This is a genomic window from Acinetobacter sp. YH12099, from assembly GCF_013419195.1.
Classification (GTDB): domain Bacteria; phylum Pseudomonadota; class Gammaproteobacteria; order Pseudomonadales; family Moraxellaceae; genus Acinetobacter; species Acinetobacter towneri.
In genome coordinates this window covers 1-21,668 of the sequence record NZ_VPAP01000032.1, presented here as the reverse complement: position 1 = coordinate 21,668, position 21,668 = coordinate 1, and the positions used below count along the sequence as shown (strand labels likewise).

General features: G+C 40.3%; 19 protein-coding genes, 4 pseudogenes and 1 other annotated feature. Of the genes and pseudogenes, 13 read left to right on the top strand and 10 right to left on the bottom strand.

Features of this window, described 5'->3' with window-relative positions; all coding sequences use genetic code 11:
• The 3 genes and pseudogenes from FTU39_RS13070 to adeS all read left to right on the top strand — a co-directional run.
• Nucleotides 1-82 (top strand): annotated as a pseudogene (locus tag FTU39_RS13070) (IS1 family transposase); the annotation flags it as partial.
• A 245-nt stretch (nucleotides 83-327) separates the two neighbouring features.
• Nucleotides 328-1,056 (top strand): efflux system response regulator transcription factor AdeR, encoded by a 729-nt coding sequence (adeR, locus tag FTU39_RS13065; RefSeq protein WP_032073130.1) that lies wholly within the window; start codon nucleotides 328-330, stop codon nucleotides 1,054-1,056.
• The gene (gene adeS / locus FTU39_RS13060) at nucleotides 1,046-2,152 is read left to right on the top strand and encodes a two-component sensor histidine kinase AdeS (RefSeq protein ID WP_032073131.1); all 1,107 of its coding nucleotides are present in this window, start codon (nucleotides 1,046-1,048) and stop codon (nucleotides 2,150-2,152) included. Before adeR ends, adeS begins: the two co-directional genes overlap by 11 nt.
• Nucleotides 2,153-2,255: 103 nt before the next feature.
• Here the strand turns inward: adeS and FTU39_RS13055 are convergent, their stop codons facing one another.
• The 3 genes from FTU39_RS13055 to FTU39_RS13045 all read right to left on the bottom strand — a co-directional run bounded on the left by FTU39_RS13055 (nucleotide 2,256) and on the right by FTU39_RS13045 (nucleotide 8,148).
• Nucleotides 2,256-3,770 carry an MFS transporter gene (locus FTU39_RS13055; RefSeq protein ID WP_032073148.1) on the bottom strand — a complete coding sequence of 505 codons (1,515 nt, stop codon included), beginning with the start codon at nucleotides 3,768-3,770 and terminating at the stop codon, nucleotides 2,256-2,258.
• 113 nt (nucleotides 3,771-3,883) lie between these two features.
• Complete coding sequence (locus tag FTU39_RS13050) at nucleotides 3,884-6,988, bottom strand: multidrug efflux RND transporter permease subunit (RefSeq protein WP_270915313.1); 3,105 nt, start codon at nucleotides 6,986-6,988, stop codon at nucleotides 3,884-3,886.
• On the bottom strand, nucleotides 6,985-8,148 hold the full coding sequence (locus tag FTU39_RS13045; protein ID WP_032073150.1) for an efflux RND transporter periplasmic adaptor subunit: 1,164 nt from the start codon (nucleotides 8,146-8,148) through the stop codon (nucleotides 6,985-6,987). Before FTU39_RS13045 ends, FTU39_RS13050 begins: the two co-directional genes overlap by 4 nt.
• Nucleotides 8,149-8,574: 426 nt before the next feature.
• Between FTU39_RS13045 and FTU39_RS13040 the strand changes: the two genes are divergently transcribed.
• Entirely contained in the window at nucleotides 8,575-9,171 is a 597-nt protein-coding gene (locus FTU39_RS13040) for a LysE family translocator (protein WP_074163998.1), read from the top strand.
• Between the two features lie 27 nt (nucleotides 9,172-9,198).
• On the opposite strand, the gene FTU39_RS13035 is transcribed toward FTU39_RS13040, so the two are convergent.
• From FTU39_RS13035 to FTU39_RS13025, 3 genes are all read right to left on the bottom strand, one after another.
• Nucleotides 9,199-10,017, bottom strand: coding sequence for an AraC family transcriptional regulator (locus FTU39_RS13035; protein ID WP_032073151.1), 819 nt, complete (start codon nucleotides 10,015-10,017; stop codon nucleotides 9,199-9,201).
• 130 nt (nucleotides 10,018-10,147) lie between these two features.
• Nucleotides 10,148-10,429 (bottom strand): addiction module antidote protein, encoded by a 282-nt coding sequence (locus FTU39_RS13030; protein WP_000985610.1) that lies wholly within the window; start codon nucleotides 10,427-10,429, stop codon nucleotides 10,148-10,150.
• The gene (locus FTU39_RS13025) at nucleotides 10,430-10,732 is read right to left on the bottom strand and encodes a type II toxin-antitoxin system RelE/ParE family toxin (protein WP_154320144.1); all 303 of its coding nucleotides are present in this window, start codon (nucleotides 10,730-10,732) and stop codon (nucleotides 10,430-10,432) included. It abuts the gene before it with no gap.
• A 249-nt stretch (nucleotides 10,733-10,981) separates the two neighbouring features.
• Between FTU39_RS13025 and FTU39_RS13020 the strand changes: the two genes are divergently transcribed.
• Both FTU39_RS13020 and FTU39_RS13015 read left to right on the top strand, forming a co-directional pair.
• A complete protein-coding gene (locus FTU39_RS13020; protein WP_004976362.1) occupies nucleotides 10,982-11,191 on the top strand; it encodes a hypothetical protein in 210 nt (69 codons plus the stop codon).
• Between the two features lie 249 nt (nucleotides 11,192-11,440).
• The gene (locus FTU39_RS13015; RefSeq protein WP_026438532.1) at nucleotides 11,441-12,895 is read left to right on the top strand and encodes a SulP family inorganic anion transporter; all 1,455 of its coding nucleotides are present in this window, start codon (nucleotides 11,441-11,443) and stop codon (nucleotides 12,893-12,895) included.
• A 110-nt stretch (nucleotides 12,896-13,005) separates the two neighbouring features.
• Here FTU39_RS13015 and FTU39_RS13010 read toward each other — a convergent pair whose 3' ends face one another.
• Together FTU39_RS13010 and FTU39_RS13005 are read right to left on the bottom strand one after the other, a co-directional pair.
• Nucleotides 13,006-13,296: an addiction module antidote protein gene (locus FTU39_RS13010; RefSeq protein WP_004969304.1), complete on the bottom strand. Its 291-nt coding sequence runs from the start codon at nucleotides 13,294-13,296 to the stop codon at nucleotides 13,006-13,008.
• Between the two features lies 1 nt (nucleotide 13,297).
• Complete coding sequence (locus FTU39_RS13005; RefSeq protein ID WP_004647749.1) at nucleotides 13,298-13,594, bottom strand: type II toxin-antitoxin system RelE/ParE family toxin; 297 nt, start codon at nucleotides 13,592-13,594, stop codon at nucleotides 13,298-13,300.
• A 216-nt stretch (nucleotides 13,595-13,810) separates the two neighbouring features.
• Between FTU39_RS13005 and FTU39_RS13910 the strand changes: the two genes are divergently transcribed.
• Nucleotides 13,811-13,936, top strand: a complete 126-nt coding sequence (locus tag FTU39_RS13910) for a hypothetical protein (protein WP_004969301.1) — start codon at nucleotides 13,811-13,813, stop codon at nucleotides 13,934-13,936.
• A gap of 93 nt (nucleotides 13,937-14,029) precedes the next feature.
• Here FTU39_RS13910 and FTU39_RS13000 read toward each other — a convergent pair whose 3' ends face one another.
• Nucleotides 14,030-15,112, bottom strand: coding sequence for a hypothetical protein (locus tag FTU39_RS13000; protein WP_004969299.1), 1,083 nt, complete (start codon nucleotides 15,110-15,112; stop codon nucleotides 14,030-14,032).
• 168 nt (nucleotides 15,113-15,280) lie between these two features.
• Between FTU39_RS13000 and FTU39_RS12995 the strand changes: the two genes are divergently transcribed.
• The 6 genes and pseudogenes from FTU39_RS12995 to FTU39_RS12975 all read left to right on the top strand — a co-directional run bounded on the left by FTU39_RS12995 (nucleotide 15,281) and on the right by FTU39_RS12975 (nucleotide 21,171).
• Complete coding sequence (locus tag FTU39_RS12995; RefSeq protein WP_179989167.1) at nucleotides 15,281-16,606, top strand: ISNCY family transposase; 1,326 nt, start codon at nucleotides 15,281-15,283, stop codon at nucleotides 16,604-16,606.
• Between the two features lie 466 nt (nucleotides 16,607-17,072).
• Nucleotides 17,073-17,639, top strand: coding sequence for a recombinase family protein (locus FTU39_RS12990; RefSeq protein WP_006581699.1), 567 nt, complete (start codon nucleotides 17,073-17,075; stop codon nucleotides 17,637-17,639).
• 182 nt (nucleotides 17,640-17,821) lie between these two features.
• A pseudogene (locus FTU39_RS12985) lies at nucleotides 17,822-18,794 on the top strand (IS3 family transposase).
• Nucleotides 18,111-18,227: a sequence feature (AL1L pseudoknot), on the top strand. It overlaps the preceding pseudogene by 117 nt.
• Before the next feature lie 151 nt (nucleotides 18,795-18,945).
• Nucleotides 18,946-20,160, top strand: a complete 1,215-nt coding sequence (gene floR / locus FTU39_RS12980; RefSeq protein WP_000214122.1) for a chloramphenicol/florfenicol efflux MFS transporter FloR — start codon at nucleotides 18,946-18,948, stop codon at nucleotides 20,158-20,160.
• Between the two features lie 27 nt (nucleotides 20,161-20,187).
• Nucleotides 20,188-20,487: pseudogene (locus FTU39_RS13975) on the top strand (LysR family transcriptional regulator); the annotation flags it as partial.
• A gap of 3 nt (nucleotides 20,488-20,490) precedes the next feature.
• Complete coding sequence (locus tag FTU39_RS12975; protein WP_109354582.1) at nucleotides 20,491-21,171, top strand: LysR family substrate-binding domain-containing protein; 681 nt, start codon at nucleotides 20,491-20,493, stop codon at nucleotides 21,169-21,171.
• 197 nt (nucleotides 21,172-21,368) lie between these two features.
• On the opposite strand, the pseudogene FTU39_RS12970 reads toward FTU39_RS12975, so the two are convergent.
• Nucleotides 21,369-21,596 (bottom strand): annotated as a pseudogene (locus tag FTU39_RS12970) (IS4 family transposase); the annotation flags it as partial.
• Between the last annotated feature and the right edge of the window lie 72 nt (nucleotides 21,597-21,668).

Genomic DNA, 21,668 nt, shown 5'->3' with positions numbered 1-21,668 from the left:
GCAAAGTCATTATGAATCTCTCGAAGTAGATGAGTTCTGGAATTTTGTTGGAAATAAAAAGAATAAACAATGGCTTATTTTTGTTCAAAAGTCATATTTTACCTCGGAGAAACCGGACATTTTTATTTTGGAGTTACATCTCTGTTTCGTATAACAGCCATTATGTTAAATGAATGATAATTGACATTTTGTTCATTAATACTGATATGCAACGAATTTTATTATATGTCACCCCTCAATTACAAATATAAATGACTGCTCGTCTAATCATCTCCATTACACAATTAAATGTTAAAATGCATAGCTACTTCATCTAAGATAAAATATATGTATCCAAATCTACAGCACAGCTTCGAAAACAGCGTCATTCTCGTTGTAGAAGATGATTATGATATTGGTGACATTCTTGAAAAATACATAAAAAATGAAAACATGCAGGTCATCCGTGCATTGGATGGACAACAAGCTTTAGAGTGCCTAAAAGCCAACTCTATCGACCTGATTCTCCTTGATATTAAATTACCCAAACTAAATGGCTGGGAAATTCTACAAATCATCCGTCAAACAAGTCATTTACCTGTCATTATGCTGACTGCCTTAGATGATCAAGTGAATAAGATCATGGGGCTAAAAATGGGTGCTGATGACTTTATTATTAAGCCATTTAACCCAAACGAAGTGATTGCACGAATACAAGCCGTACTTAGACGAAGTACAAGCCAAAATATGGAAATAACTAATATTATTCGTTATAGAAATATTGAAATTAATCCAGATCATCATCAAGTTTACATTTCAAATGGTCAAAGAAATCAGTTGCTCAACCTTACGTTAACTGAGTATAAGATACTGTTTTTGATGGCAAAAACACCGAATAAAGTCTTTACACGTAATGAATTGATCCAAAACTGTATGCCTGAAAGTGATGCTTTAGATCGCACTGTAGATAGCCATATCAGCAAATTACGCAAAAAACTTGAAGAAAATGATGTAAATGGCTTATTAATCAATGTCCGTGGCGTGGGGTATCGCTTAGATCAAAATCATGAAATTTAACTTTTTTAAAAATTCTGTTGGAATTAACTTCCAGTTTATTATCATGATGAGCCTATTCAATTTAGGCATTACGCTGTTATCTTTCATGATTGGCTATTTTGTTTATAGCTGGGCGATAAAAATAGGTTTTCTAAATACACAAGTTATTAATTCAAATGAATTTTCAGTTACCTCCGTTGACTTTATCTGGCTGTTTTTAGTGCTATTAACAGGCTTTTTTCTTTCTACTATCCTCGCCTTTAAATATGGAAAACGCTATACACAGCCAATTAGTGATTTAGCAGATGTTATTCAACAAATTCAACAAGGCAATTTAGCACTCAGAATTAAACAGCCACATCATGATATTCCACATGAAATCAAGTCTCTTATTGAGAACTTCAATGAAATGGCAAACCAACTTGAAGTATCAGTTAAGAATTCAACTGTTTGGAATGCTGCAATTGCACATGAATTACGAACACCTGTGACAATATTACAAGGTCGCTTGCAAGGTATTGTCGATGGTATATTTATTGCCGATAAAGCTTTACACCTAAGCTTATTGAACCAAGTCGAAGGCTTATCTTACCTTGTGGAAGATTTACGGACACTGACACTTATTGAAAATAAACAATTACGATTAGAACTAGAAAAGACCAATTTAAAAAATAGTATTGAAAAATGTCTGCAGATGTTTAATGAACGGTTTCATGTTAAAGGTTTAACTATTGTTTTAAATTTGACGGATAAATTGGTTTGCGTTGATATAAGAAGGATGGAACAGGTCTTTATTGCATTGTTCTCTAACTTTCTAAGATATTCGAATGCTGGAAAAATAAATATTACATCTGTAACCACAGCAGAACATTGGGTATTGACGTTTGAAGATGAAGGTCCTGGTATTGATGAATCGCATCTTAAACACCTGTTCAAACCCTTCTATCGACTGGAAGACTCTAGATCATGTCTAGATGGCGGTACTGGATTAGGCTTGGCAGTGATTGATGCAATTATTGAAGCACACCAAGGTCATATTTATTATTCTAAATCCAAAAACTTAGGTGGCAGCTGTTTTACTATTCAACTAAATCGTAAGACATCAACTCATTTATAATGTGTTAAGTTCAGATTAATACGGCTTAATTTAAACCATAAATTTAAGATAAATTGATGTCTGAACTTAACCATTCTGTTTGATGATCCTCAAATAAATTTCATCACAATGAATTCTCATCTCGATATTTAGCTAGCATAAAAAATACCACAATGGAGAGTATCCCGATGATAATCCCTGCTGTTAATAATAAATTAACATGAGCTGAACTGAAGGCAATTTTACCTGCGTTAATCAATGCTGTACCTTGTTCAACGGGTAACTGGCTCGCCACTAAATAGGTATCACCAATCGAAAGTCTGGCTTTTTCTGCTAAAACAGCAGTTAAATCTGACGGCACTTGAAGATGACTGCCAAATATATAGGCCATGAAAACACCAAATAAAGTAATACCTAGTCCTGTACCCAGTTCATAACCTGTACTTTCAAGTGAACCTGCCGCACCGCCCTTTTCTGCAGGTACTGAGCCCATGATCGCAATGGATGAAGCTGTTAAACCAATACTCAGTGTTAATCCAATCGAAGCTAAAATAAAGGGAACGATGATTCCCGGATGATGAAAATCTGAATAACTCAAACTGACCAACGCAATTGCTGCCAATATTAATGACATGGTCGCAACCAGACGGAGTCCAAATTTATTGGATAAAAAACCAGCAATAGGCCCGCCAATAGCGGCCGCAACCATAATCGGAACCATAAAAAGACCGGCTTGCAGCGGTGTTAAACGAATGACATATTGCAGCTCCATTGCCAAAGTTAACTCAACCCCTGCCAAAGCGCCTGCAGCAACCATTGCCATAATAATGCCGGCTAAAATAGCAGGACGTGAAAATAGCGAAAGATCTAGCATCGGCTGAGGAGAATTCAGCTGTTTGCGTACAAATATGGTTAATAAGCCGATAGATAAAACGACCAAAGGCAAGACAATCAACAACGACTGTTTACCGCCTAAGCCTGCTTTTAGTGCATATACAAACGAAATCAAACCGACAATCAGCAATAGCGCTTGACCAAATGCCCAATGTCCAGGGGTTATAGCTTCTTTTCGGGACAATAAGAAATAGCACATTGGTGCGACAACCAGCATGATTGGGACGTTAATCAGGAAAACTGAACCCCACCAGAAATATTCTAACAATCCCCCACCAATGAGCGGTCCAATGGCGGCACCGGCTGATCCGATTGTGCCCCAAATACCCAGCGCAATGGCACGTTCGCGACTGTCTTCGAAGGTTCTGCGAATAATACCCAATACACAGGGCATAATCATGGCACCGCCTAATGCTAATAAAGCACGTGCGGCAATCAGCATAGAAGCCGTTTGGGAAAATGCCGCAAGGACTGAGGCAATTCCAAATATAACCAAGCCAATCAGCAGAATCTTACGATTGCCGACACGATCAGCCAAAGTTCCCATCGGAACTAAAAGTCCAGCCATAAGTAATGGATAAATATCAATAATCCATAAGACTTGGTTACTTGTGGCACTCAGCGATTGGGTTAATGAGGGAACCGCAACATGCAGTACAGTCATATCAATCACAATCGGCAGAAATGCAAGCACGACAGCGAGCAATATCCACCAGCGTTTCGGATCAAGATTGGTAGCTTTCATGATTAAACCTATATTGATGGTTTATTAAATCAATTCTGAAATAAAGATGTAAATGAAAGATTTGTTGTGGGCTAAACTCGTTAACCCACAGCTTTTATTCTCAGTTTTGATGCTTAATGTGCCGCTTTACGTTTCGAGAATTTCTCAACCATGCTCATGACGACAATAAAGAAAATCGGTACAAAAATAACAGCTAGAATTGTTGCGCTGATCATGCCGCCAAAGACGCCTGTACCAATCGCTTTTTGAGTTTCAGAACTAGCGCCACTGGCAATGACTAAAGGAATAACGCCACAGGTAAATGCCAAAGATGTCATTAGGATTGGACGTAAGCGCAATTTAGCGGCTGCAACGGTTGCCTCCACTAAACCCATTCCTTCTTCTCTTAGTGCTTTTGCAAACTCAACAATCAAAATAGCATTCTTTGCAGATAGACCAATAATCGTGATCATGCCGACCTTAAAGAAAATATCATTTGGCATACCACGTAACATTACTGCTAAAAAGGCGCCAATCAACCCTAGAGGGACAACTAGCATCACAGAGAATGGAATTGACCAGCTTTCATAAAGCGCTGCCAAGACAAGGAAAACGACTAACATCGACAACAGTAATAAAAACAAGGTTTGTGATTCCGACTGTTTTTCTTCTAGAGAAATCCCAGTCCACTCATAACCCACACCTTTCGGAAGTTGTTCAATCAAATTTTCCATCTCAGTCATGGCTTGTCCTGAAGATATACCTGCTGCTGGACTGCCAGAAATACTCAATGATGGACGACCGTTGTAACGATTGTATTGTTGTGGGGAATGTTGCCAAATTGGAGTAATTATTTCAGACATTGAAACCAATTTACCGCTTTGACTGTTCACCTTAATCTGAAGAATATCTTCAATACTCATGCGTGATTTGGCATCAAGTTGCACAATGACTTGCTGCATACGGTCATGATTTGGAAAATCATTGATATACATCGAACCCATTGAGGTTGAAATAATATCGGTCACATCACTGAAATTAACACCTAATGCCTGCAATTTATCTCTATCAATTTTAAGCTGTACAGAACTGCCATCTGGCAAACCTTCAGGATAGACCTCCGCCACGATTTTACTTTGTGCTGCTAATGCTAAAAGCTGATCTTGTGCTTCTCTTAAAGCAGGCATGCCAATATTGCCACGATCTAATAATCTCAGTGAAAAACCAGATGAGTTACCCAATTCATCAATTGCTGGTGGTAACACAGACATGGTTTGACCTTCTGAACTTTCAGCCATCGCTATATTGGCATTATTCACGACTTCTTGTGCCGTAATAGTACGCTCTTCGAATGGCAATAGATTGGTAAAATACATCGCTGTATTCTGACCAGATCCACTAAAACCAAAACCTAAGACCGCCATATTGTCTTTAATCCCCGTTTCTTGGTCTAAATAATTTTGAAACTCAGCAACGACTTTACGGGTACGTTCTTGAGTTGCATCCGCAGGAAGTTGAATCGAAGTCATAAACCACCCCTGATCTTCTTCTGGCATAAACGCAGTCGGAACGTGTTTAAAACTAAAAATCAGCACAATGACAATGCCTAAGAAACATAACATTGCGAGGGTTTTATGTTTAATTACTTTAAATAAACTGCGTTCATAGCGATTGTTCAGCTTCTCAAAACTGCGATCAAACGATGCAAAAACACCCTTTTTCTGATGGTCTTGATCAATCGGTTTTAACATCGTTGCACATAACGCAGGGGTTAATGTCAGTGCAAGGAAAGCTGAGAATAAAATTGAAACCGACATGGTAATGGTGAACTGACGATAGATAATCCCCACTGAGCCTGACGCCAATGCCATCGGCAAGAATACAGCGGCTAACACTAAGGTGATGCCAATAATCGGATTGGTAATTTCCTTCATGGCTTTAGATGTGGCTTCAACTGGAGATAAGCCTTCTGTCGCCATAATGCGTTCAACATTCTCAATGACCACAATCGCATCATCGACAATAATCCCGATCGCAAGCACCATACCGAACATGGTCAGCACATTAATCGAAAAACCAGCAAGCAGCATGACTGAGAATGTGCCAAGCAATGCAATCGGTGCAACAATCGCCGGAATTAAGGTGTATCGAACATTGTGTAAAAAGATAAACATGACAATAAAAACTAATGCCATAGCTTCAAGCAATGTCATGATTACTTTTTCAATCGAGATTTTTACAAAAGGTGCAGTGTCGTAAGGTATAGAGAATTTCATACCATCAGGCAGTGCTGAACCTAACTGTTCAATTTTCGCTTTAACACCTTCTGCAGTCTTGACAGCGTTGGCACCAGGACTCATTTGTATCGCCACAGCTGTAGAGGCTTTGCCATTTTCTAAAATCGCAAAGTTATACATCTGTGCCCCGATTTCGACACGAGCGACATCCGACAGTCGAACATTGGCGCCATTTTGTTGAGCACGTAAACTAATTTTCTTGAATTGCTCTACAGTTTCTAATTGACCTTGAGCAGTTAAAGGAATAGTAATTTGTTGCCCCGTCAAAGCAGGAACATCACCAATACGACCTGGTGATATCGGCAAGTTTTGGTTTTGGATGGCTGTATTCACATCTTGAATACTCAATCCATAAGAAACCAAACGATCTGGATCGACCCAAATCCGCATGGCTTTTTCAGCACCAAAATTTTGGACTTTACCAACACCGTCAACCCGCTTTAATTCTTCAATCACATAGCGAGTCATATAGTCACTGACATCAATTTCACTATATTTGCCATTCGGTGAACTTAAGCCCACCATCATTAAAAAACCAGACGACGCAGCATCGACCATCAGCCCTTGTTGTCGCACTGTTTGAGGTAAGCGTGACTCAATGGCTTTAATTTTGTTTTGCACATCAATTTGTGCAAGTTCTACATCTGTACCTGGTTTAAATGTTGCGGTGATTGTTGCTGTTCCAGAACTATCTGAACTTGAACTGTAATAAAGTAAGTTTTTGACACCTGACATTTCCCGCTCAATCAAGGTCACAACACTATCATTCAATGTTTTTGGCGTAGCACCTGGATAGATTGCCGTAATACTAATCTGTGGTGGCGCAACACTTGGGAATCGTGCAATAGGTAACTTGGGGATGCTTAGTACACCCAACAGAATAATAAATAAAGCAATCACCCATGCAAAAATAGGACGCCTAATGAAAAATTGGGACATTATTGCTGTCCTCCATTTTCCTTAATATTTGTAGGTTGCCACTGCTTAATTTTTAATTTTTGCTCAGGCTGTATACGATCAGCCCCTTCAACAATGACTTTCTCACCTGCTTGTAACCCTTGTTTGATCACATAGTTATTTTGATAACGTTGACCAAGCTGAACAGGCTTGCTTTGCGCTAAACCTTTTTGATTAACAATCGTAACATTGGCTTTACCACTAATATCATGTTGAATCGCTTGTTCTGGAACTAGGAGCGCATTTTCAACTTGAGCTCGGCTCATATTGACTCGAACATACATGCCTGGCAAAAGTTTTTGATTTTCATTATTGGCTAAAATACGGATTGTGACATCACCCGTATCAGGATCAACTTTAGTATCCGAAAATAGGATTTCACCTGTAACGTTATAAGGTTTACCCTGACTATTTAGGATTTCAACCGTATGTTTGGTATTTGACACGTCACCTTGCTGTAAAGCTTCCTGTAGTTTTTCATAATCACTAATTGATTGCTTTACATCAACATAGACTTTATTAATCTGTTGTATTACGGCCATTGCATTAGTATCACCTTGACCAACTAATGCACCCTCAGTCACTAAGATTTCACCAATCGTTCCCGAGATAGGGGCTGTAACAGTCGCATATTTAAGATTAAGTTGTTGTCTGCTTAACATGGCTTGCATTTGCGCCACATCGGCTTTTGCTTTTTGATAATCTGCTTCGGTATTGTTGTATTCCTGCTGACTAACCGCATTTACTTTTACTAATTCAGTGTAGCGTTTTAACAGCACCTGCAAACGTGTCACCTCAGCTTGTGCACGGTTTAAAGTGGCTTGATTGCTTTTTACATCTGCCTGAAATATTTCAGAATTCAATTTAAAAAGCGGTTGACCTGCTTGCACATAAGAGCCTTGCTTAAAAAGTACTTTATCAACAATTCCACCTACTTGCGGGCGAATTTCAGCAATACGGTAAGCGACAACACGGCCTGGAAGATTTTCAATTAAATTCATGGAATGCGGTAATACCGTGATGGTACTGACAACCGCTGGTGGCATTTCTGTTGGGGACTGTTCAGCATCTTTGGCTTGTGTACAGCCGATTAAAAGTACAGTTGTAATAAGTATTGAACCTATTAAATGATAATGTGTTGACATGCTTTTTCAGAGGGGGGGTTTTAGATACTACTATTTTGAAATAGCAGTGTTTATGAATTGCTGATGTTGTGTGGAGATTGTGTGGAGATTGTGTGGAGAGATTAAAAGATTTATTTTTTAATGACACGCTTAAACAGCGTGGCTTGTAAATTAGTATAAATAATTTTGTTGTTCTACAATTTTGATCGTATCTTAGTTTTTTCTCATAGTTCATGAACTTTAAAATTCTAAACCAAGACTAATATTTATATAAGCAATTGAAAATACAATACATAGTTTCTTTATACACTTATGAAGTGAACTTTAGGTGAACATAAGTTAAATAGAAATTTTTAATTAGTTCAGCACAAACGTACAATCTTTAAGGCCTATAACTCGATACCGTTCTCTCTTTGATGTTTATTGCTATCTAATTGAGTGAACTCTGTGGAAATATTTCTTTATACATTAAGCGTTATGTATAGCCCAGGCCCTGTAAATTTTATGGGGCTAAATTCTGGCCTTACAGGTCAATTAAAAAAGACTATAGGATTTTACCTAGGCATTGGTTTCGCCATGTTGATCTTATTCGTATTGTTTGGCTATATAGGTGAAGCTGTTATTCCACATGGATTGATTCATTATATTGCTTTAGCGGGTGCAATTTATACATTCTACTTGGCTATAAAAATGATTAGGGCGAATGTAGAAACAACTCAACAGCAAGAAAGCCATCTAACATTCTTAAATGGCTTATTTATTCAGTTATTAAATCCAAAAGCCATTCTCGTCATTCTACCTGTTACGACAATTATGTACCCTGCAGCCAAAATCACAGGAATCATGATCTTGATAGTTTCTTTACTGATTTCACTTGGTGCTGTTGGCGCACCATTCACCTATGCTCTGGTTGGAAAAGTATTAGGCAACAAAATTGCTAATCCTATCTGGTTTAATCGGCTAAATAAGCTGATGGGTATACTCTTGATTTTATCAGGGCTTTTTATGTTCAAAGATTTTCTTAATGGAATAAATCTGCTGTAGGACAAATTAGCCGTTCAAATCGAACGGCTATCTTTTAATATTTATCATTTTCCATTGAGTGGGAGTTAAACCAAATGTTTTTATAAAATGTCTGGTCATATGACTCTGATCAAAAAAGCCTGCATTTAAAGCAGCATTAACAATAGACTCCCCTTGAGCAAGGTAGAACTTAACTGTTTCTAAGCGACGCATGATCATATAACGGTGTGGGCTAGTTCCAAATAATAATCGGAAATCACGAGAAAGGCTCCAGCGGTCACGATCAGCATGTTTCTCTAAATCTGACAAACTTAAGTTTTCATGTGGATACGCCAAAATACACTCACGCGCTCTCTCTGCTGCCTTGTAGTCAAATTTTTTGTTTTGGTTAGATGAAGTATCTGAAATTTCACACAGTGTAGTTGCCAAATCAAATAGAGCATCTTCCTCTTCTAGGGTATCCATATAATTATTTATATTATTTAGAAAGCTATCCATTGCCCTAAACAGGCGAATATCATTACTTAAGCCATGTCTGATAAAAGGCAAAGGTTTACCCTTTAAAATGGTTTGGATCATCGCTGGTTCGATGTAAATCATTCTATAGCGATAGCCATCTAATGTTCCTGATTCACCATCATGCTTTTCATCCGGGTGTAGAACCATAGTCATGCCTGGCAAGCTATGTTGCAATGTACCTTTGTAATGAAAGTTTTGAACTCCGGAAAGAGTCCTGCCAATAGCATAAGTATCATGTCGGTGAGGTTTATAAGCATAATTGGAAAGAAATGCTTCAATTCTTTCTAATTTATGATTTTGAGTGGGGGATCTCACAATCCAATTATTTCCACTGGAGAAATCAGGCATAATTGATGGCCAATTTTTCGTAGATTCTATTGTAGATTATTTTTCACTTTTCCTAAAATTAACATAATACACGTTATACGAAGTTGAAATGAAAAATGGAGCTTAAAGCTCCCTTTTTTACTAGTTTTTTTTAAATTGCTAAGCGTAAATTCAGTGCTTTTACGACTTTAATAACAGTATCAAAGCTTGGATTTACATCGCCAGAAAGTGCTTTATAAAGACTTTCTCGACCTAAACCAGTGTCTCTTGATAATTGAGCCATTCCTTTAGCTTTAGCAATATTACCTAAAGCTTTTGCAATGAATGCCGCATCACCATTAGATTCATCGATACAGGCTTGTAGGTAAGCTTGCATATCTTCTTCTGTTTTAAGATGTTCAGCACTGTCCCATTTGCGAAGTTTGATAGCCATTTACAGCTCCTCCTCTAAATCTTGTGCTAATTGTAGGGCAAGTTTTATATCTTTACTTTGCGTAGACTTGTCTCCGCCTGCTAAAAGAATAACGACCCTTTGCCCTTGCTTACAGTAATAGATCCTGTAGCCAGGTCCAAAGAAGAAACGTAATTCAGAAACACCTTCACCTACTGGTTCAGTATCTCCAAAGTTTCCATCTTCAACCCGATCAATTCGGACTTGTATACGTCTTTTTGCCTGCAGGTCTTTTAACTTAGTAAACCAGTCATCAAAGACTTCAGTGGTATATATTGAGTACATAAGAGTAATGTATCCTATAGGATACATTCATGCAAGAAATAAACTTGAATGTATGGGGCTACAACAGAATTTCGTATAACCACCATTATGTTAAATAGATAGCAGTTGGGAGATTATTTATTCTTTCAATAGACAAAAACTTGCGGAATTTTTCTTAATTTGTAATCCTTGCGGCCAAGGGTGTCTAGCGTAGCTAAGACAGGTATTCGTTATAGTCGGGCCGCTATAATACGGATGACGAGTGCCTGTATGTTTAACCTAAATATCTTTAACAAGATCTCTAGCGAAGTATTGACCATCAAAAATGATCTTGAGCTGAATTCTGAAAATCAACTGATAACTAAGTATAAGACTTCTACTTCTGAAGATTATAAACAGGCTATTGTTTTGATTTTTAAAGAACGTGGCTATACACGTTTGGAAATAGGTCAATTACTTGGGGAGCCAAAAGCTTCATAAAATACCGATTAAACAAAGCTTGGATATAACATCCAGGCTTTATAAAAAAGTACCTAGCTGTTACCCTTGTCCTGATTTTTTTACTCTAAAACGTTCTTTCATCTTATGACACTTACGCCACCTTAAGTTTATTTATCGTCTTAAATCTGTAAATAACTCATCACTGTCTAGTGATGTGGTGTAGTCGTTTGTGTGTTGTATATATCACATCACTAGCCTATCTGAAAAATTAAAAAACAGGCTATGTTTATGTTATCTAATGTCCGAGAACAGTGGTTCTCTAACATCCGTGGGGATGTACTTGCCGGATTAGTCGTCGGTCTTGCACTCATCCCTGAAGCCATCGCATTTTCAATTATTGCAGGTGTAGATCCTAAAGTTGGTCTATACGCATCCTTCTGTATTGCCGTCGTGATTTCTTTCGTAGGTGGTCGTCCTGCCATGATTTCAGCAGCCACTGGTGCAATGGCGCTGCTTATGGTCACATTGGTCAAAGAGCATGGGCTTGAATATCTGCTGGCAGCAACAATTTTGACAGGCGTGATTCAAATATTGGCAGGCTATTTAAAGCTCGCCAAGTTAATGCGGTTTGTATCTAAATCTGTGGTTATTGGATTCGTAAATGCGTTAGCGATCTTAATTTTCATGGCTCAATTGCCTGAACTGATTAATGTGACCTGGCATGTATATGCTTTTGTTGCTTTAGGTTTAGCAATTATTTATCTATTCCCTCTGGTTCCCAAATTAGGAAAATTACTCCCTTCTCCACTAGTCTGCATCATTGCAATCACATTATTGGCAATCGCTTTAGGAATTGATGTACGGACCGTGGGCGATATGGGGTCTTTACCTGACACACTTCCAATGTTCTTGATTCCAGATATTCCTTTGAATATTGAAACATTGATGATTATTTTGCCTTATTCAGTCGCACTGGCGGCTGTAGGTTTACTTGAATCGATGATGACAGCAACTATCGTGGATGAAATGACTGATACGCCAAGTGATAAATATCAGGAATGTAAGGGACAAGGGATTGCGAATATTGCTTCTGGCTTTATGGGTGGCATGGCCGGTTGTGCAATGATTGGTCAATCTATGATTAACGTAAAATCAGGTGGCCTTACACGCTTATCAACATTCTCTGCGGGCATTTTTCTTCTTATTCTGGTTGTATTTATCAGCGACTGGCTCAAAGTGATTCCAATGGCTGCATTGGTAGCGGTAATGATAATGGTCTCTATCAGTACCTTTGAATGGAGTTCTGTCACTCAGTTAAAAGATAATCCTAAGAGTAGTAATATCGTCATGATTGCGACGGTGATTGTAGTTGTTGCTACGCATAACCTGGCTTTGGGTGTGTTAACAGGCGTATTACTTTCAGCCTTGTTCCTGGCGAATAAACTTGAAAATGATATCCAGGTGACAGCATCTTTTGAAGGAATGGCCCGTTTATATGAGTTGAGAGGTCAGATCTTCTTTAGTTCTTCTGAAAAATTCATGCAAGGTTTTGACTTTAAAGAGGATGTAAAGGAGGTGATTATTGATTTGACCCATTCTCACATTTGGGATGTAACATCAGTCGCCATGCTTGATTCTGTTGTAAATAAATTTCAAAAGAATGGTGCGAATGTCACAGTACGTGGTCTAAATGAAGCCAGTTCGATCATGATTGATAAGTATGGGACACATGCCAGAATTTAAGTTTTAAAAATTCTATATTTATATAGAATTTCTAAAATTAACATAATACACCTTATACGAATCTAAAAATGGGAGCCTTTAGCTCCCATTTTTACTATATTTTTAAAGTTTTAAGCGTGTTGTACTGTGAGTTTTAAGCCTAAAGCATTTACTACACGATTAATCGTATCAAAACGTGGTGCTGAATCCTGACGTAGGGCTTTGTAGAGTGCTTCACGCCCAATCCCTGCTTCTTTAGCGATTTGAGTCATGCCACGAGCTTTAGCAATAACACCAAGTGCATGGGCTAATTCAGCTGGATCATTTTCTTCAAGAACCATATTGAGATACATCACAATGTCTTCTTCAGTTTTGAGCGACTCAGCCATATCAAAACTTGGTAAATCAGCGACTTTAACCATTTTAATCCTCCAATGTTTTCGATAGTTTGACTGCCCGATCGATGTCTTGTTGTTGAGTTGATTTATCTCCACCACCAAGCATTACAATCACAACGTCACCATGTTGGATGTAATACATCCTCCATCCAGAACCGAAGAATTCTCTCATTTCCCAAACGCCATCTTGGAGAGGTTTAATGTCTCCCCAGTTTCCACGTTGAACCTTATCTAATCGACGATTCAGGCGGATACGGGTCATATTGTCTTTAATGCCATCCAACCATTCATCAAATTCTGGAAGACGTTTAATTTCAATCATGAGGATTCCTTATCTTCTCACTATATTGTATTCGATCGAATACAATATGCAAGTAATTTATACGAACATCCATTAATTTCGTATAACACCATTATGTTAAATACATAATTTTTTTGGTTAAAATTTAAACTTTTTTACTGTTTTTCAGGCAAGATGCATATTTTTTTGAAGCCATACTTTCCTTGTCAGATGTTCAAACATTTTAAGGAGAAAGCAATGACACAAACAGCGAATGATCAACGTGCTACAGTAAAAAATCCTAATAATATTCAACATGCGCAGAATCAGGACAACCGTAGCCGACAATTGAATCCTAATCATAAACCTACGAAATCTAAATAAGGATGAAAACTATGAGCACAGCAGGTTGGCCTAGTACTACTGGAAATCCATCAGGTGGTGGCCGAGACAATAATCCACCTCGTAAATAAAAATTTATTTATCTTGTAATATCAATTCAGAAGGCCAAAGATATTGGCCTTCTGAAGGATATTTCTTCAGGAAGGCTTCCCATATCACGATAAAATCTTCTGATGTAGCTAACGTAGAAACGCTGGCTGTTTTTTGAAAATGTTTATAATAAAAGTCTTGCCAAAAATATATTAACCATAGGCCAGCTATGGCATTAATACTTTCAAACCACTTATCTTCTGGAAGTTCATTTTTCAGGAATAAATAATTCTCTTCTGAGACTTGTTCATAAATTTCATCATTTTTAAACTCACCATAAGGTAGACCTAGGAACTCATAGACTTCATTCAAGTAGCATAGTCTTCTGTTTTCTCTAACTTTTTTAATTAGTTGTATAAATTCTTTAATTTGTTCATCTTCGAGAGAAGGATCTAACCATTGCTCAAAACCATTAGTTGGAGGAATAGTCTTCAGAATCTCGACTTTATGTCCTTTTGTTGCTTCAAACTTTGCATTTATCTTTAAGATAAATAAAAGAAAATCTGTAAAAGTTTTTGATGGGAAGTATGGTCGTTTATTTTTAAACTTAAACTTTAATGCTTGGTTTAGTGAGATTGATTGGAATCCCCACTTCTTAGAAATTAAATGATCTAAGTGAATTAAAATTAGCAGTATATTGACGCCAGAATTTCTAAGCATCTCATGACTAATAATATTCTTTAAATCACCGTTAAAGCTAAAGTTATTTACCAGAAAATCATGTAGTTTGCAGACATCTTCATATAAAAAATTATTTTTTTCTAATTCTGAAAATAGCTTTATATGCTCATTCCAATAAAAAAAATCGTTATTCTTAATTGGATATAGTTCTAAGATTTTTAAGCAGTATGCAAAATTATAGTTTTCTTCATCTACAGCTAAAGAAGTTGCTGAATTAAGTACGAAAAACCCCATTTCTGAAGCAAATTCGGATTTAATTTTAACTTTAGCTATTTCATCATTTTTAAATGGAACATTAGTATATTTTTTCTCAATTTTACCTAGTTTCTTAGCCAGGTTTTTATCCATATTTTTCAATATTAAACAGTAGAATTCTAAAGGATTCATGGATGCCCTAATTTTTTAAAAAATCTAAAATTAACATAATACACCTTATACGAAATGCGTTTGTAACTCCAAAATAGAAATGTCCGGTTTCTCCAAAGTAAAAATGTCCGCTTTTAGAATATGCGCTTTTGCGATTATCGAAGCGGACGGTTTGATATGTTGGTGTCTATGTCGGATAAAGAACTTAAACGATTGTCGGTCGTGCAGGAAATCTGCGATCAACGCATAACTCAATCCCAGGCTGCTCAGCTACTTCATATTTCAGAACGTCAGATCAGGCGTTTACTGCAAAAATACAAAGCTCAAGGCCCAGCTGCATTAGCCCATGCCGGTCGTGGTCAAACCAGCAATTCCAGGCTTCCTGAAGAACTCAGGCTCAAGTGCCTCAATATGGTTGCTGAGCAATTCCATGGTTTCGGACCCACTTTAGCGCATGAAAAGCTGACTACCATTCATGGATTCGATATTTCAGTGGAAACCCTGCGTTCCTGGATGATTGCAGCCGATTTATGGATTCCTCGCTCCAAACGCCTGAAACGCCCATATCAGCCTCGTTATAACCGGGACTGTTATGGTGAACTGATCCAAATTGATGGCTCACATCATGACTGGTTTGAAGGAAGAGCCCCTAAATGCTGTCTATTGGTGTTTATCGATGACGCCACAGGAAAATTGCAGCACTTACGCTTCTGTGAGTCAGAATCAGCCTTTGACTATATGATTTCAACACGTTTGTATGTTGAGCAGCATGGTAAGCCTTTAGCCTTCTACAGCGATAAACATTCAGTCTTCAGGGTGAATCAAAGCAGCAAGAAAGACACCAAGATTACGCAATTTGGGCGCGTACTCAGCACCCTGAATATCGATATTATCTTCGCTAATTCACCACAGGCCAAAGGCCGTGTAGAACGAGCCAATAGAACGCTTCAGGACCGTCTGATCAAAGAAATGCGCCTGGAAGGCATCTGTTCGATTGAACAAGCGAATGCCTGGCTACCCTGCTTCATTGAGCAATTCAATCAGAAGTTTGCCAAGATGGCCTTTAATCCCAAGGATCTACACCGGACTGTCACTGAAACAGCCGAAGAATTAGATGATATTTTTACCTGGCGTGAACCCCGCAGAGTCACGAATAGCCTGACGATTACTTATGATAAATGCGTATATCTCCTGGAAAACACGGAAGAAAACCAAAGATTGATTAGTAAGTATCTTGAGTTCCTGGAATACCCGGATGGTACAGTCGCGATTGAATATCAGGGAAGAAAAATCAATTACAGCATCTTCGATAAATTAAGTCAGCTTAACCAGCGAGAGATTGTTGAGAATAAACGTTTAGGTGCAGTTCTCAATCATATTCAACAACAGCATGAAGAATTGGAACAGCAAAACAAACGTAATCGTTCTCAATCTATGCCAAGCAGACGTGCACAGAAGACAGTAATCAAAGAACGAAATCTGAATCCTGTGCTTGACTTGGAAATGTCTGTATAGGACATTTCTATTTGGTTTTAAGGTAGGACATTACTACTTAGGAATAACAGCGTTATAATTCTCTATAGAAATCAATGCTGTAGTTTCTAGTTGATAGCCCATCTTCCCCAAGGTGGGCTTTTTTTATGATTTTTCACGTTCCACGCTTATTATTTAATCAAAAGACCTCTTGCGAAAGTATAGTTTATCTAATTTTTGAATTGGCTAAAACCTCATAAAATATAGCTTTTGGCTGCTTAAAATTTGACTAACGCAAGAATTCTAAAGTTTCTCAACTTTGATTAGCTCAAATAAATACCATTTCTCTTTTTCTAGGTCTCTTTAAATCACGAATTATGTAACTATAGAGTATAGCCTAACGGAACAAAATAAAGTCTTAAAAAGCAACTCAAAAACCGTATTTATAGACTTAATATTTAATTTCGGTACAATATGTATTTAATTATCTAAACTCTAACGGTACAGAATGCCTAATCAGGTCGGATATATTCGAGTCAGTTCAACTGAACAAAATACTGAACGTCAATTAGATGGAATCAGCCTGGATAAGACCTTTACTGAAAAGGCAAGCGGTGGTAGCCGTGAACGTCCTCAGTTAAATGCAATGCTCGACTATCTGCGTGAAGGTGATACGGTGCATGTTCATAGTATTGATCGTCTGGCACGTAATACAAATGATCTGAACGAAATTGTGAATAGTCTGAATGATCGTGGTATAACCATTATTTTTCATAAAGAGAATTTGACCTTCAGTCATGATGTAGCACAATCGGCAATAAATAAACTCATGTTTCAGATGCTTGCTGCATTTGCAGAGTTTGAACGCTCCATGATCCGTGAGCGTCAAAAGGAAGGAATTGCAAAAGCCAAAGCGAAGGGCTTATATAAGGGAAGAAAGCGGAAGGTTGACTATGTTGAAATACGAAAAGCAATGGCTGAAGAAAATTCAACATTTAGAGGTGTTGCAGAAAAGTTTAAAGTAGGGATAGCAACAGTACAAAGAGCTTTAAAAGAAGAAACTAATAATCAATAAGGTTGATTAATGAAGACGCTTAGATATTCAAATTTAGAAAAGATCATGACCATTTATACTGAAATTTCTACTTATATTACATTTCATAATGCGACTGGTTTAACAGATATAAATAAATCAATGGAAGATTTTTGAACCGTACCGGGTTTGTCGGAGACCAAGCTTTCTGAGAGAATGTCCCGATGAAAAAAGTAAAATATACCCCTGAAATCAGAGAAAGAGCGGTTCAATTATTGATTGAATCCGAGAAAGATTATCCATCGAATTGGGCTGCGATCACCGCTATTGCTCCCTGAGCAGTATACTGCGCAAGGGTTGTACTCCTGAAACACTACGTGTTTGGTATCAAAAATATTTAGATAAACAAAATCCAGTTAAAGTACAGCAGCTTTCAGACCAAGAACGTATCAAACAACTCGAACGCGAAAATAAAGAACTGCAACGCGCCAATGAAATTCTACGTAAAGCAGCCGCTTTTTTCGCCCAGGCGGAGCTCGACCGCCCACACAAATAATGGTGGATTTTATCCATAATAATAAAGAGCTGTACGGAGTCGAGGCGATTTGTAGAATTTTACCGATCGCACCTTCAACCTATTACCGGACTCTAGATCTCTGTGAAAATCCAGAACATCGAGCAAAGCGAGATTTACATGACTTGCATCATGCTGAGGAGATTAAACGAATTTGGAAGGAAAGTTCAGGTCGGTATGGTGTACGTAAAGTCTGGCAAAAACTGAAACGTGAAGGCTATATTATTGCGCGCTGTACTGTTGCTCGATTAATGCAAAAGCTAGGTATAAAAGGTGTTTGGCGTGGTAAGAACAAACAAACCACCCGTAGCCGAGATGATCAAAAACGAGCGGATGACTTGGTAAAACGTAATTTTACTGCTGATCATCCTGACCAACTGTGGGTGAGTGACTTTACGTATATTCAAACAAATTCAGGCTGGGTTTATACTGCATTTATTATTGATGTGTTCTCACGAGCAATTGTTGGATGGAAAGTATCGACACGGATGAATACAGATATGGTGCTCGATGCATTGGAGCAAGCATTTAGGGCGGCAGAGGGGGCTGGAACGCTGAGTGCGCCCATGCCGCATTGCAAAGCAAAAGATAATCGGATAAAATGTAGCAATTCATATTCGTAAGCGTGGAGTAATCAGATGGGAAATTCCAAGTCAGCAGACAAGTAAGCCGCAACAACCAGTATTGTTGTTGCGGCGCTCTGTAAGGCTAGTCTCATCTGATTGCTGACGAGCAGACGTCGCCCGGTATTCCTTAATCGAGGGTTGATTCGTCATGACCACCACACGCCCCGCGTGGGCCTATACGCTGCCGGCAGCACTGCTGCTGATGGCTCCTTTCGACATCCTCGCTTCACTGGCGATGGATATTTATCTCCCTGTCGTTCCAGCGATGCCCGGCATCCTGAACACGACGCCCGCTATGATCCAACTCACGTTGAGCCTCTATATGGTGATGCTCGGCGTGGGCCAGGTGATTTTTGGTCCGCTCTCAGACAGAATCGGGCGACGGCCAATTCTACTTGCGGGCGCAACGGCTTTCGTCATTGCGTCTCTGGGAGCAGCTTGGTCTTCAACTGCACCGGCCTTTGTCGCTTTCCGTCTACTTCAAGCAGTGGGCGCGTCGGCCATGCTGGTGGCGACGTTCGCGACGGTTCGCGACGTTTATGCCAACCGTCCTGAGGGTGTCGTCATCTACGGCCTTTTCAGTTCGATGCTGGCGTTCGTGCCTGCGCTCGGCCCTATCGCCGGAGTATTGATCGGCGAGTTCTTGGGATGGCAGGCGATATTCATTACTTTGGCTATACTGGCGATGCTCGCACTCCTAAATGCGGGTTTCAGGTGGCACGAAACCCGCCCTCTGGATCAAGTCAAGACGCGCCGATCTGTCTTGCCGATCTTCGCGAGTCCGGCTTTTTGGGTTTACACTGTCGGCTTTAGCGCCGGTATGGGCACCTACTTCGTCTTCTTCTCGACGGCTCCCCGTGTGCTCATAGGCCAAGCGGAATATTCCGAGATCGGATTCAGCTTTGCCTTCGCCACTGTCGCGCTTGTAATGATCGTGACAACCCGTTTCGCGAAGTCCTTTGTCGCCAGATGGGGCATCGCAGGATGCGTGGCGCGTGGGATGGCGTTGCTTGTTTGCGGAGCGGTCCTGTTGGGGATCGGCGAACTTTACGGCTCGCCGTCATTCCTCACCTTCATCCTACCGATGTGGGTTGTCGCGGTCGGTATTGTCTTCACGGTGTCCGTTACCGCGAACGGCGCTTTGGCAGAGTTCGACGACATCGCGGGATCAGCGGTCGCGTTCTACTTCTGCGTTCAAAGCCTGATAGTCAGCATTGTCGGGACATTGGCGGTGGCACTTTTAAACGGTGACACAGCGTGGCCCGTGATCTGTTACGCCACGGCGATGGCGGTACTGGTTTCGTTGGGGCTGGTGCTCCTTCGGCTCCGTGGGGCTGCCACCGAGAAGTCGCCAGTCGTCTAACCGACGACTGGTAGCAGGCCCGCTCCGATGCGGCGCACTAACCATCGAAACCTCGTGAATGTCGGTATCCTGTCTGGCAGGATACCGCTCATTTCCCTTGTTCAGTTCATCGCCGTCGCCGAGCATCTGAATTTTCGGCATGCGGCCAAGGCACTTGGTATCAGCCAGTCGAGCGTCAGCGCGCGTGTGAAAGCGCTGGAGGATAACCTTGGTGTCCTGCTATTTGAGCGCCATGCGCGGGGCGTTCGGCTAACAGACGCAGGCAGGCACTTCATGGAGCGTGTCACGGCGGGTGTCGATCAACTCGATCACGCAGTGAAGACCGCAGGCATGACAGCTCAAGGAGAATACGGCCGGCTTCGCATCGGCATCCATGCCTTAATCCCACGCAGCTTTCTCACGGAGCTGATCCGTCATTATCGGGAAGAACATACGGGCATTGAGGTTGAGATCACCGAAGGCACAGCCCGCGATGCGGTGATGCAGCTTCGTGCTGACCAGCTCGACGTGGTGTTCGTCGCGGGCAAGCCCGAGATGCCCGACTGCCATACCCGACCGATCTGGACCGAACCGCTGGTGGCCGTGCTATCGGATGGGCATCGCCTCGCCGGGCAGTCCGCAATCACTTGGTCCGATCTGGTCGGCGAGACTTTCATTGTTCGCTATGGTGGCACCGGCCCGCAGGTCCATGACCATATCGTGCTGCGCCTTGCCGGGCGTTGGCCCGCACCGTCGATCCGGCGCTTTGATGTGGGGCGCGACACGCTGCTATCTATGGTCGGACAAGGCTTCGGCATCACTATCGTCGGCGAGGCAACGTCATTGTTGCCGACGACCGGCATCGTCTTCCTGCCCTTCCTCGATGAACCGGAGCCGGTTGCCTTTACAGCCGTCTGGTCGCCGTTCAATCGCAACTCCGCACTGAAAAATCTACTCAACCTCGCAGGCAAAATGAAGCGTGACGGCGATTCGCCCAATCGTTTCCTGGATGGCACTCGACCGGCACGATAACGGCACAGGCGATCCATCCTATTTGCCGCCGATAGTATCCGGCAGCCCTCCGGCATCCTCTTTCCTGTTGCCCGTCCCGATTTTGCCTACTCTCTGATCGGCTCCGTCTCTTTTGCCGACTGGAGCCTGCATTGCGCGGAGGCCGAATCCTTTGGGGTCAGATCGCCGTAGTCATCACCATCGTTCTGGTGATGACACTGAGAAATTTGACGATAATCAAAATACTGACCTGCAAAGAAGCGCTGCATACGTCGATAAAATGATTGTGGTAAACACTTGATGGGCAAGGCTTTAGATGCAGAAGAAAGATTACATGTTTGCTTTAAAATAATCACAAGCATGATGAGCGCAAAGCACTTTAAATGTGACTTGTTCCATTTTAGAGATTTGTTTAAGATAAGATATAACTCATTGAGATGTGTCATAGTATTCGTCGTTAGAAAACAATTATTGTGACATTATTTCAATGAGTTATCTATTTTTGTCGTGTACAGAGA